This is a genomic window from Nocardioides sp. HB32 (assembly GCF_054058995.1).
The window spans coordinates 2639763-2652320 of the sequence record NZ_JBSSBS010000001.1 but is presented as its reverse complement, the minus strand read 5'-3'; the positions used below and the strand labels follow the sequence as shown (position 1 = coordinate 2652320).

At 71.9% G+C, this 12558-nt stretch carries 9 protein-coding genes; 7 read left to right on the top strand and 2 right to left on the bottom strand.

Annotated elements, in window-relative coordinates; all coding sequences use genetic code 11:
* The first annotated feature begins 10 nt into the window (after nucleotides 1–10).
* Nucleotides 11–727 carry a DUF4191 domain-containing protein gene (locus ACVW2K_RS13355; protein ID WP_457202818.1) on the top strand — a complete coding sequence of 239 codons (717 nt, stop codon included), beginning with the start codon at nucleotides 11–13 and terminating at the stop codon, nucleotides 725–727.
* 62 nt (nucleotides 728–789) lie between these two features.
* Here ACVW2K_RS13355 and ACVW2K_RS13350 read toward each other — a convergent pair whose 3' ends face one another.
* A complete protein-coding gene (locus ACVW2K_RS13350; RefSeq protein WP_457202817.1) occupies nucleotides 790–1683 on the bottom strand; it encodes an LppX_LprAFG lipoprotein in 894 nt (297 codons plus the stop codon).
* 50 nt (nucleotides 1684–1733) lie between these two features.
* Nucleotides 1734–2144, bottom strand: a complete 411-nt coding sequence (locus ACVW2K_RS13345) for an RDD family protein (RefSeq protein ID WP_231496162.1) — start codon at nucleotides 2142–2144, stop codon at nucleotides 1734–1736.
* A gap of 193 nt (nucleotides 2145–2337) precedes the next feature.
* Between ACVW2K_RS13345 and glnA the strand changes: the two genes are divergently transcribed.
* The 6 genes from glnA to ACVW2K_RS13315 all read left to right on the top strand — a co-directional run bounded on the left by glnA (nucleotide 2338) and on the right by ACVW2K_RS13315 (nucleotide 12548).
* Complete coding sequence (glnA, locus tag ACVW2K_RS13340; RefSeq protein WP_028636859.1) at nucleotides 2338–3756, top strand: type I glutamate--ammonia ligase; 1419 nt, start codon at nucleotides 2338–2340, stop codon at nucleotides 3754–3756.
* Between the two features lie 151 nt (nucleotides 3757–3907).
* Nucleotides 3908–4606 carry a hypothetical protein gene (locus tag ACVW2K_RS13335; RefSeq protein ID WP_457202816.1) on the top strand — a complete coding sequence of 233 codons (699 nt, stop codon included), beginning with the start codon at nucleotides 3908–3910 and terminating at the stop codon, nucleotides 4604–4606.
* A gap of 203 nt (nucleotides 4607–4809) precedes the next feature.
* Nucleotides 4810–5418 (top strand): hypothetical protein, encoded by a 609-nt coding sequence (locus ACVW2K_RS13330; RefSeq protein WP_457202815.1) that lies wholly within the window; start codon nucleotides 4810–4812, stop codon nucleotides 5416–5418.
* Between the two features lie 375 nt (nucleotides 5419–5793).
* The gene (locus ACVW2K_RS13325; protein ID WP_457202814.1) at nucleotides 5794–6279 is read left to right on the top strand and encodes a hypothetical protein; all 486 of its coding nucleotides are present in this window, start codon (nucleotides 5794–5796) and stop codon (nucleotides 6277–6279) included.
* 83 nt (nucleotides 6280–6362) lie between these two features.
* Nucleotides 6363–8810, top strand: coding sequence for a DISARM anti-phage system protein DrmE domain-containing protein (locus ACVW2K_RS13320; RefSeq protein ID WP_457202813.1), 2448 nt, complete (start codon nucleotides 6363–6365; stop codon nucleotides 8808–8810).
* A 216-nt stretch (nucleotides 8811–9026) separates the two neighbouring features.
* Nucleotides 9027–12548 carry a hypothetical protein gene (locus ACVW2K_RS13315; protein ID WP_457202812.1) on the top strand — a complete coding sequence of 1174 codons (3522 nt, stop codon included), beginning with the start codon at nucleotides 9027–9029 and terminating at the stop codon, nucleotides 12546–12548.
* The last annotated feature ends 10 nt before the right edge of the window (nucleotides 12549–12558 follow it).

Genomic DNA, 12558 nt, shown 5'->3' with positions numbered 1-12558 from the left:
ACCACACACGATGGCCAAGGACCCGAAGCCCGTCGACCCGGAGAAGATGAGCCGGCGAGCCCAGTTCGTCGAGACCTACCGGATGGCCCGGCGCTCCGACCCGCGCCTCGGCGTGTGGCTGATCGGCTCGTTCCTGGTCGGCGCCGCGGTCGGCTTCGCGGTGTTCTGGTTCCTGCCCGGCGAGGGCGTGCTCGGCACCATCCTCTCGGTCGTCTGTGCGCTGCTCCTCGGCTCGCTGCTGGCGATGATCGTGTTCGGCCGGCGCGCCCAGCGCGCGGCGTACGCCCAGATGGAGGGCCAGCCCGGCGCCGCCGCGGCCGCGCTCCGGACCCTGCGCCGGGGCTGGAAGTCCGAGCCGGTGATCGCGTTCAACAAGCAGCAGGACGTCGTGCACCGGGTGGTGGGCCCTCCGGGCATCGTCCTGGTCGGCGAGGGCAACCCGCACCGGCTGCGCGGCCTGATGACCGCCGAGCGCCGCAAGCACGAGCGGGTCGCCACCGACACCCCGATCCACGAGGTCGTGTGCGGGAACGGCGAGGGCGAGGTGCCGCTGCCGAAGCTGGTGAAGCACCTCCAGAAGCTCGGGCGTCAGGTCAAGCCGGCCGAGATGACCGACATCCTGAACCGGCTCAAGGCGCTGGACGCCAACCGGTCGAACATCCCGCTGCCGAAGGGCCCGGTGCCGACCAGCATGAAGGGCATGCGCCAGAACATGCGGGGCCGGTAGGTCTCGATACCCTCGCTGGCGCTCGCTACTCGACCCGCGAGTGGTCTCGGTATCGAGACCCGTCAGGCGTTGCCCGACCCGCTGGTCAGGCCCTGCATCATCGAGCCGAGGTCGGGCATCTTGATGACCTGGTCGGCCGGCGGGGCCTGGATGTCGACGGCCTTGCCCCAGTCGGAGACGGTCATCTCCATGGAGGCGTCACTGCCGCCCATCGGCAGGTTGTCCATGCTCATCTTCGTGAACCGGTTCTGGTCGTCGAGCCACAGGTCGTAGGTCACGGAGTCCGGCAGCTGGGACTGCGCGGCCTCGGGGAGGTCCGCGCCCATCGACGCCATCATCTTCTTCATGTCGATGGTGAGCGCGTAGTGGTCGAGGCCGTCCTCGGCGCCGACGTACGTGACCTTCGAGATGCCGCCCTTCATCAGCTCGAGCGCCTTGCCCGGGTCCATCTGGTCCATCATCTTGTCCATGCCCATCGCGGCCAGCGGGCCGTTCGGGTCGGACGGGTCGATCTTCCAGAACTTGCCCTGCGTGAGCTGGCCGATCGACAGGTACATCACGCCGTCGACCATCCGGATGTCCATGTCGCCGGCCGCGGCCGCGGCCGCGGGCAGCGTCATCGTCATCGCCATGCTCGGCGGGGTCGAGGTGTAGTCCACGTCGCCCTCGGCGGTGATCTTCCCGGCTGCGCCGGCGGAGATGTCCATCGTCATGTGGGCGGTGGTGCTGGCCTTGACCCCGTCCTCGACGGTCTGCACGAACTCCGCAGGGTCGACGGTGTCGCCCTCGGAGAGGCTGCTCGCCAGCGCCGCCCCGGTCGAGGAGTCCGAGGCGGACGGGTCGGTGGCGGTCGTCTTGTCGTCGCTGTTGCAGGCCGCGAGCCCTCCGAGGGCGAGAACGGCGATCGTCGCGGCTGCCGTACGGCGTACGGCTCGAGCTCCTGTGGTCCGGCGCATGTCACTCAGGGTAGACGGCCACCCCCAGCACCGGACGTGGCCCGTTCGGGCTATCCGGCTGCCCTCATGACCTGGAGGGTGACCGTCGCGGAGCCGGCCGCGATGTCGTGCAGGCCCCGGCGGTCCGGGCGGAACACCAGCGGCGGGATGACGAGCGCCACCAGGATCTCGCGAGCCAGCGAGCGCAACGGGTCCAGCCGCCCGCCGGTCTCGACGTTGATCACGCGCAGCCGGGTGGCGAGCTTGCCGAACGAGCCGCCCGCGGTGCAGGTCAGCGCCGCCGACTCGAGCACGAAGACGATGAGCACGTAGACGCTGCCGGGGCCGCCGGTCCTGGAGTAGTCCGACCAGCCCATGAACAGCACGACCACGAACGTGCTGGCGATCCAGTCGACGATCAGCGCCAGCGCCCGGCGGCCCCAGGACGCGGTCTCGTAGGGCAGTGTCTGAGGGCTCGGCACGCCGGCCAGCGTAGGACGCTCCCCCGCGGGTCCGGTCACCGACCACCTGTTACATGCCGGAAACAAACCGGATACGGTCGAGAAACTGCCCGTGCATACGGTGCGGACACCGGTTGGTGCAGTGCCGCACCGGCCGCTGGTTCGCAGAGGCTTTTTTCACGGCTGGACCGCCGCGTCCAGCCAAGGAGGACGAATGTTCCAGAACAGCGACGAGCTGCTCAAGTTCATCAAGGACGAGGGCGTCGAGATGGTCGACGTGCGCTTCGTCGACCTGCCCGGGATCGAGCAGCACTTCACCGTCCCGGTCTCGTCGTTCGGCCAGGACGTCTTCGACAACGGCCTCGCGTTCGACGGCTCCTCGATCCGGGGCTTCCAGGCGATCAACGAGTCCGACATGGCGCTGTTCCCGGACCCGTCCACGGCGTACGTCGACCCGTTCCGTACCGCCAAGACGCTGAACCTGAGCTTCTTCATCCACGACCCGATCACCGGCGAGGCGTACTCGCGCGACCCGCGCAACATCGCGCGCAAGGCGCTGGCGTACCTGAACACCACCGGCATCGCGGACACGGCCTTCTTCGCTCCCGAGGCGGAGTTCTACATCTTCGACAACGTCCGCTACTCCACCACCGCCAACGAGGGCTACTACCACATCGACTCCGTCGAGGGCTGGTGGAACTCCGGCAAGGAGGGCGACAACCGGGGCTACAAGACCCGCTTCAAGGGCGGCTACTTCCCGGTCTCGCCGTACGACCACTACGGCGACCTGCGCGACGAGATGGTCAAGAACCTCGAGGCCTGCGGCCTGCTCGTCGAGCGGGCCCACCACGAGGTCGGCACCGCCGGCCAGGCCGAGATCAACTACCGCTTCGACACGCTGCTCAAGGCCGCCGACGACGTGATGAAGTTCAAGTACCTCATCAAGAACACCGCCTGGGAGGCCGGCAAGACGGTCACCTTCATGCCGAAGCCGATCTTCGGCGACAACGGCTCGGGCATGCACGTCCACCAGTCGCTCTGGAAGGACGGCGACCCGCTGTTCTACGACGAGACCGGGTACGGCGGCCTCTCGGACGTCGCGCGCTGGTACATCGGCGGCATCCTCAAGCACGCGCCGTCGCTGCTGGCGTTCACCAACCCGACCGTGAACTCCTATCACCGCCTGGTGCCGGGCTTCGAGGCACCGATCTCGCTGGTGTACTCCTCGCGGAACCGCTCCGCGTCGGTGCGCATCCCGATCACCGGCTCGAACCCGAAGGCCAAGCGCATCGAGACACGGTTCCCCGACCCGTCGGCGAACCCCTACCTCGCGTTCTCCGCGCTGATGCTCGCTGGTGTCGACGGCATCAAGAACAAGATCGAGCCGGCCGCCCCGATCGACAAGGACATCTACGAGCTCCCGCCGGACGAGATGGCCGAGATCGACCAGGTCCCGACCTCGCTCGGTGCGGTCCTCGACGCCCTCGAGGCCGACCACGAGTTCCTGACCGTCGGCAACGTGTTCACGCCCGACCTGATCGAGACGTGGATCGACTACAAGCGCACCCACGAGATCGCGCCCGTCCAGCTGCGTCCGCACCCGCACGAGTTCGAGCTCTACTACGACATCTGAGCAAGAGGGGCCTCACCGCCCCTGACCTGCACAAACGCGAATCCCTCGCCCGGATTTCCCCCGAGTTCCCCCGGAACTGCGGGATCCGCCGGGCGGGGGATTCCGCGTTCCCCGGCCGGGCGGCGGCTGGCCGGCCGGCGGGGCGGCCGCGATGACGGCCCGTCGACGGCCCGAGCCGGTCACCTGGATTGGCCGCGTCGCGATCTTCGCCCCGGCCCGCGCGGGCGCCTACTGGCGGCTGCGCTGGACCGGGCTGGACGGCGCCCGCGCCGACACCTCGGGGGGCCGCGACCGGCCGACCGCCGAGGCGAAGGCGCGCGGCATCGACGCGCGGCTGGCCCGCGCCGCCGGCCAGCAGTCCACATCGACTCTCGGTGAGCTGTTCGACCTGTACCTGAGCGAGGGGCGCAGCCCCTCCACCGGTCGGACCTGGCAGCACTCGACCCGCAACCAGATCGAGGACAACCTGGGCCGGGCGCTGCGCGGGCACCGGCATCGAGCCGCGATGGACGTCACCCGGGAGCTGCTGGACCAGATGCGGGCGCAGGCCGGGACGCCGCAGATGGTGCGGATCAACACCACCGCGCTGCGGGCGTTCCTGCTCTGGGGCTACCACCACTCCCCCAGCTTCTTCACCAGCGGCCAGGCCGAGCTGCTCCCGCCGCGGGTCGTGATGCCCGCACCGGCGCTGAAGGGGACACCGGCCCCGACGCGCCGGGGCAGGGCCCGGCGGGTCGGGCAGTCCGAGACCTACGTCCACGAAGAAGACGCGCCCTCGGCCGCCATGGCGCAGGACGTGTTCACCACGACCCCTGCCGACGGCCACGATCTGGCCGTCGGCCCGACCTGAGCGCCCGATGCTGGCGCACCGATCGTGAGAGTCGCCGACCGGACGACGTCGTCCCGGCTACGCCCGTCCCATCGGGCCTCTACACTGCCGCCAGCCGACGATCACGCCGCGGACAGCCTCGCGGTAGCACCTTCGGAGGCGGCCGGTATTCGAGCCGGGATCGGGCGACGTAGGGTCGCTCCGCAATGTTGGAGGGGGACCACATGCGCTTGACCGAACCCGTGCGCGCCGCGCTGCTGCTGATCAACGAGGGCTTCACAGCCTCGACAAACTACAACTCGAAGAACTCCACGGAATCCCGCGTCTACACGATCGTTGAAGGCCACCTCCAGGTCCGCGCCCGCGGCAAGGGAGCGTGGGCCGACAGCCGCTACGACAACACCTTCATCGCCGATAAGGAAGCCACGCACACCTTTCTACGCAAGCACCTTCCCGAGCTAAGCACCGACGGCCTCGACGACGCCCTCGCCCAGGTGGCCGCCGAACGTGCGAGCCAACCACCGACCCCCAGCCCCAGCTCCGCCGCCGTCTCCGACGGAGCGGCCACCGCGACGAGCCCGGCCGCTGCGCCGGTCCGTCACCTGAACGTCGACAAGGCCGTCGCCGCGCTCGTCGGCGCCGGAATCCTCGCGGTCGCCGCCGCACCACACGTGGGCCGGCTGTGGCATGAGCACCTCCAGCCGCGCGTGGAACGTCTCAGTGGTCGATTCGCCAAGACGCCGCATGCCGACGCGCCCGAGCCCGAAACTGACGAGGCCGCAGGCCCGAACGCGGCCGATGGGCAGGACCCGACGCCGCAGAGCCCCCAGTAGGAGCTGGGCGAGCCCGGCGTCGATCAGCGAGCGTCGGAGCACTTACGGCGCCCGTTGCGACGCTGACTTGCACGAACGCGCAGCGCCTGGCCGGTTTTCCCGGGAGCCTCCGCGGCGGCCCGTCAGGTGCAGTCGTCGTTCGATGACCCTTCCGGTGTCGTCCGCCCCCGCCGTCGGGCGGCCGCCTCGTTCGAATGCCGACGAGGCACGACGTGCCCGTCCGCACGGGTCGCATCAGCCCGTAGGGCTTCGGCCGGACAGTGCCCGGTCGTCGGCAGTCTCGCGACCACGCCCGCGGTCGTCGCCAGCGATCCGCAGACGCGACGCGCCGGCCTCTGGTACACCTCTGTCCGTCGCGATCGAGACACTGGGACCATGCACGAGGGCGGGGGCAAGAGCGTGGACGAGAGCGGCGGCTCGAGCGGTGAGGTGAACCGGGACGCCTCGGTTGTACCGGAGGGCTACGAGCTCGTCTCCCGGTTCTCTCCCGACGCTGAGGACGCCGCGGCCGCGTGGCAGCAGCAGTCACCCGCGACCCGCCGCGTCGTCCGTGAACCCAGCACGGGGCACTGGGCGTTGTGGACGCGCAGCGCTGCATCGCGCCGGGGCAGGGCCGCTGCTTCGGGTGGCGCGGCAGCGAACCTCGGGGCCTTCGCCGCGTGGGGCATCGTGCTGTTGGCGATCGCCGCCGGCGTGGCCCTGGTGGTGCTGGTGGCGGCCACGGGTGTAGTGCAGCGGCTGTTCACCGACGACTGCGAGAAGGCCTACGGATCGGGGTGGATGACGGCGTACCCGTCCGACGACAGCGGCCCCTGGTGCACCCAGCCCGCGACCGGCGATCAGGCTCCCTATCCGGGGTAGCGAGCACGGCCCCCGCCTGCCGCGCCGCGGCTGGTGATCGCAACCCCGCGACCGGTGTCCCGGGACTCGCCTACGGTGACCCCATGAGCGTCGGCCAACCGTCACCATCCCCGGGACTCGCCGACGTCGTCTGCACCCACGTGCTCCGCGTACGTGAACCGCAGACGCGGCCCCGCGTGTTCGCCCCGACGGCGTTCGACCTGGAGGCGCTCGAGGTCGCCGACGCGGCCATCGCCGCCCGCACGCCGCTGGCCCTGGTCGTCCCGTCGGCCTGCCCCGATGCGCCGGTGCTACTGGCCGCGGCGGCCGTCGTCGGCGCCGTCCGGGCCCGCCGGTCCGCTCAGGTCGAAGTCGCGGTCGCCGCACCGAACCTGGGTGCGGCCGTGCTGTACGAGCAGCTGCTGCTGCGCGATGTCCGGCTGGGCGACCTGGTGCCCCGCGACCGGGTTGCGGTCGACGGGACCGTCCGCGGGTCCCGACGCACCCGATCCAGCGGGGCCACGGCGGGCCGGCTGCATCTGACGGCCGCGGTGGACCGGGTCGGGGACATGGTCGCCGGCCTGGACGCGCTCGTGGTGGCCGCCGCGGCCACCAGCCCGGCCGCCCTCGGCGCGACCCTGGCCACCGCCCGGACCGCCGGGACCAGCCCGGTCCCGGTCGTGTACGTGACCACCAGCCCGGTCGACCCGGCCCTGGAGGTGGTGCGCGCCGCGGGCGGCGTGGTCTGGGGCTGGGATGCCGAGTCGCTGGCCGTGCTGGCTGCCGCACCGGTGGACGTCCCACACGTGGAGGCCGGCCATCGGGCGCCGGGACCGGCAGCAGGGGAACGGCCGCTGCTGGCCAGTTTGGATCGGCTCGTCGCGGCCGGGTCGTCTACGGTCACCGTGGTTGCGCCCGCGGGCGGCGACCTCGATGCCGCGCTCGCTGGGCTGTGGCAGGCGCTGGGAGCGCTGAGCGGCGCCTACCGGGGTCACCCCGACCGGGGCGGCGCGATGGCGTCCCGCTGGGCGTGGAGCCTGTACCACGTGGCGGCCACCCTGCCAGTCAGCGCGACCCGGTACGACGAGTTCGTCACCCCCGCCTTCCACTTGGCTGCCAGCAAGTTCGGCGACGCTGCGGCGGTTGCCCGGGCCTATGCCCGCACGGTCGGCGGAGTGCCCGGCGAGGCCTGGTACCGGGTCGCGGACGCGTTCGAGGAGTTCATCGCGGCCTCGGCGCGTCCGGACAAGCTCAACCCGATCATCGACTGGGTCCGTGCCCAGCACGCTGTCGGCGGGGACGCCGTGCTGCTGGTCCGCGACCAGGCGGCGGTCGCTGCCGTGTCGGCGGAGCTGGCTGCGTCACCACGGACCCCCGACGGCTGGGACCAGACGATCCGGGTCGCGCGGATCCGGGACGTGGACCAGGTGGTCGCTGCCGGGCCGGTCCACGCACTGTGCGTGCCCGGCACCCTGCCCCGCAACGCCGCCGGTCTGCTGGCCGCCCCACCGGCCGCCGACCTGACCCTGATTGCCGCCGGACCCAGGGAGGCGCGCCGCGCCTTCCACGCTGCCCGCAGCGCCCGACTGGCCGCCCGCGAGGTCCGCTGGGAGTCGGTCACCCTGACCGCGCCGACGCTGCCGGTCACGCCGCGCGCGACTCTTCCGACGCCGGCGTCGGCCGTGCCGGTCGTGTGGGCCGACGCGGACGCCGGACCCGATGACGGCGACGCGGAGAACCCGTGGGAGCCGTTCGCGGTCGACCTGCTCGCCGAGCTCGCTGCCGTCTCCGGCGACGACGGGCCGGCCCCGCCTCCGGCGAGGGTGGACGCCGGTGGTGTCGAGACGACGAGCGACGCCGTGGTCATCCACGTCCGCGACCACACCGGCGGCGGTCCGGACCGGGTGCTGCTGGCGGCACCGAACGATCTGTTGACCCGGCGGCGCGCGGGCCGCGTCGAGCGGTCGGCAGCCAAGGCGACGCAGGCCGGTGACGTGCTGCTGCTGGTCGACCACGGCGCTCGACGCGACCTGATGAGCACCGTGATCGGCAAGCTGGCCGAGGCGTCGACGTACGCCACGCTCGCGCTGCTGATCGACTTCTGGCACCGGCGGGCGGCCCAGGTCCGGGATGGCGCCCTGACCTACGCCGACGTGCTGGGTCGGATGGCCGGCACCGCGATCAGCTCCGAGACCACCGTCGGCTCCTGGGTGCGCGGTGACGTCGACGGACCCCTGGACAAGGCGGACGTGGCCCGGTTCGCCGGCGCGGTCGGTGACCGGGACCTGGCCGGGCAGGCGTCCCAGGTCGGCTGGGCGCTCGACACGTTGCACCGGGTGCATCGCAAGCTCGGCTTCTGGCTCTCCGCCCAGATCGGCGGGGCAATGGTCGCCGAGTCCGACGTCACCGTGGACGCCGCCCTCGACATCCACGTTGCCGACCTGCTCGACGCGGTCTCGTTGCACACCGTCGTCGCGGTCGAGGAGGCCCGCCGGCAGGTGCCGGTCACGTGGCTGGGAACGCTGCTCGACGCCGACGACCTGCCCGGCTGAGCTCCACCCCGCCGGGCGCGGGTCCGGGGCGTCGGCTCCCGGTTCGAGGCGGTGCGCGACGAAAGCCGAGACGAGTGTCCTCGCCTCCACCTACGATCCAAGAGCACCTGCACCACCGCTCCCCCATGACCAACAGCAGGGCGCGCGAGGAACTCGTTCCGGACGCGTCTCCCGCCCCTTTCCGGGCGACCTCGACCACGCCTTTCAGGAGCACCCATGACCAACGCCGCAGTCGCGCCTACCCGCCCCTTGCCCGCGCCGGGCGCAGGCGAGTACTTCGCCCTCCTGCAGGGCCTGAGCCGCCGGATCGTCGACGACGCCACCGGTCGTTCTCTCCCGCCGGGCACCCGGGTCCGCGACGTCGTACGGGACCGGCTGTGGCTCGGCATGCTGTCCTCGGAGACGCAGCTGGCCGCGGACGCCGCCGCTGGCCGCCTCAACACCGGACGGGTCCCGCCGGCGCAGGGGTTCTCCTTCCGGGTCCCGACCCTCCCGGTCCAGTTTGACCTGACCGTCGAGGCGTGCGCGTACCTGCCCCTGCATCCCACCGTCGCCGAGCAGCGAGAGGCGGTGACCGGCACGGCAATCGACGGCACGGATGGTCCGGCCGGTGGAACGGGTCCCGCGGCAGCGGGGCCGGGTGGGGCAGGCGGCACCGCTGGTGGCGGCACGGCTGCGGGTGGTGCGGCGGGCGGCGGCACTGGCCAGGGGCTGCCGCTGACGCCGACGTGGGCCAAGGTCTCCATGGCCCCGGTGACCGTCCGGGTGTCCGTGGACGAGACGTCCCCGCCGGTGGTCCGCACTGGGGAGGACGAGCTCGCACACGCCCTGCGGGCCGCGCTGCGACCCCCGTCTGGCGCCACCTCGTTCCGGCCGCGACGTCTCGACAGCCCCGTCGGACAGCTGCCCCGCGACCACGACCTGCTCGACGAGGTCACCTGGGACCGGTACGCCGCGACGAACCTGGTCGACCTCGACGACCTGGTGCTGCCCGAGCTCCGCGCCGCGGTGCGCCTGGAGATCATCCGCAACCCCGACCACGTCGAGATCCTCGCGACCGTCGTGAACACCAGCCCCGCACTGGAGGACCAGGTCTTCGACGGCCGGCACCCCTACCCTCCCCGCACGGTCGACCTGCAGCTGTACGAGGTCGTCCTGACCGCCGACCTGACCGGCCCGCTGCTCCCCTACGAGCTCGAGCAGGTCGCCCAGTCCTACCGGTACCAGCGCACCGTGCCCGCCTTTGGGCACGCGTGCCCGGTGCAGATCACGACGTTGCCGGCCGGGGCGAACGGCCAGCCGGGCGGCACCCGACTCCAGACCCTGTTCGCCGCCGAGCAGAGAACCGACCGGGTCCGGCCCCGCACCCTCCTCGAGCTGCCCGGCACCGGACCGGTCCCCCTGGACACCTCATTCGCCAGCCTGAGCTCCGACCCGGTCGGCACCGTCGTCGCCCTGGTTGACGCGCACGCCGCCTGGGTCGACCACCACTGGTCGACCAGCGAGCTCGACCGGCTCGAGGCCACCCTCGGCTGGGACGCGGCCGCCCGCGCCGAAGCCGACGTCGACGCGGTCGCAGCCCGCGCCGAGGTCGACTGGGTCCGCGCCGGCCTCGACCTGCTCCGCACCGACCCGCGGATCCGGGAGGCGTTCGTCCTGGCGAACCGGGCCGTCGGCGCGGCCGCGGCCTCCTCGACCGCGCCGTACACCGCCTGGCACCCGTTCCAGGTCGCGTGGATCGTCGGCTGTCTGCCCGGCCTGGCCGACCCCGGCGCCCACCTCGACGTCGACATCGTCTGGTTCTCCACCGGCGGCGGGAAGTCCGAGGCGTACCTGGGGCTGATGGCCGCCACCTTGTTCTACGGGCGGCTCACCGGCGTGACCGCCGGCGCCCAGGTGTGGGCCCGGTTCCCGCTGCGGCTGCTCGCTCTGCAGCAGACCGAACGGTTCGCCTCCATCGTGTTCCACGCCGAGATCTTGCGCCGCGACCACCCCGACCTGCGCGGCGGTGACCCGTTCGGTGTCGGATACTTCGTCGGCGGCGGGAACACCCCGAACAAGCTGTACCCGCTCGACAACCGGTTCAGCCGGGGCCTGGACCCGGCGGCGGCCACCACCGCGGAGGCCTGCCGGGTCCTGCAGACTTGCCCGGTCTGCCACGGTCCGGTCCAGATCCACTTCGACGAGCCCAGCTGGACGATGCGGCACGTGTGCGGCACCGCCGGCTGCCCGATGGTCGGCGTCCTGCCGGTGTGGGGCATCGACGACGAGATCTACCGGCACGCGCCGGCCGTCCTGGTCGGCACCGTCGACAAGCTCGCCCAGCTCGGGCAGTCGACCCAGTTCCAGACGCTGCTCGGCCGGGCCCACTCCCGCTGCCCGCGGCACGGGTACTCCGGGAACCCGCAGTGGTGTGCGGTGTTCGGTTGCCAGGAGCCCCGGCAACCGGTCCCCGGACGGTTCGGCAGCGTCCGCCTGGAGATCGCCGACGAGCTCCACCTGCTCGAGGAGAGCCTGGGTGCTCTCGACGGCATGTACGAGACCCTGCTGCAGGCGATCAGCGACGGGCTGGGGAACGACCCGATCCGGGTCGTGGGCGCCACCGCGACCATCGAGGGGTACCAGAACCAGGTCGCGCACCTCTACCACCGCACCGGCCGCCGGTTCCCGGTCAACGGGCCGGTGGCCGGGGAGACGTTCTGGGCCACGACCGTGGCCGGTGACCCGCTGCGCAGCTACCTAGGGGTGCGGCCCCGAACGATCACCATGGTCACCGCGACCCGCGAGGTCGCCCTCACCCACGCGCGCTGGCTGGCCGACCTGCGCACCAACCCCGACAGCGTCCTGACCAACGCCGGCCTGGACCCGACCGACCCCACCGCGGCCGACGCGGCGCGGCGGGCCTGGTCGGACCTGTACGAGGTCCTGGTCGCCTACTGCCTGCGCAACGAGGACCTGACCAGCTTCACCCGCGACCCCGAGATCCAGGACCTGCTGGGCAGCATGGCCAACCTCGCGGTCATCAACGGCGACACCGAACCGGCTACGATCCGCGCGTCGGTGCAACGGCTGGTCGACCCGCCGACTGCCGACGCGGAGCGGGTCAAGATCGTCGCGGCGACCAAGTCGATCGGGCACGGGTTCGACGTCGCCCGACTCGGCGTGATGGTCGCGATGGGCACCCCGACACAGGCGGCCGAGGTCATCCAGGCCTCGGCGCGCGTCGGCCGCCGACACCCGGGCCTGGTCGTGCACGTAGTGAACCCGACCCGGGACCGGGACGCCAGCGTGTACCGGTACTACGCCGACTGGATCAGGTTCCTGGACCGGCTCGTGCACAAGGTCCCGGTCAACCGGGAGTCGCTGCCGGTGCTGCGCCGCGTCCTGTCCGGCGGCCTGATGGCGTGGCTGCTGCAGGTCCACGACCGCGGCTGGATCACCGGCGCCCGGCGCCGCAAGACGCTGGGAAACTCCGCCGCGTTCGCCGCCGCGGTCGACGCCGGCTACCTGACCCGGGACCTGCTCGTCGACAACCTCACCGCCGCGTTCGGGATCGACCCGACCAGCGTCTACCACCAGATGCACCGCGACACCGTCGCCGCCTGGGTCGAGCAGCAGCTGGTGACGCTGCCGATGAGCGCGGCCGCCGACAAGCGGCTCCCCGAACTGCTGCACCCGCCGGTCCCGATGTCGCTGCGCGACATCGAGGAGCCGATCACCCTATACGGGAACCTGTGAGCGAAGGAGC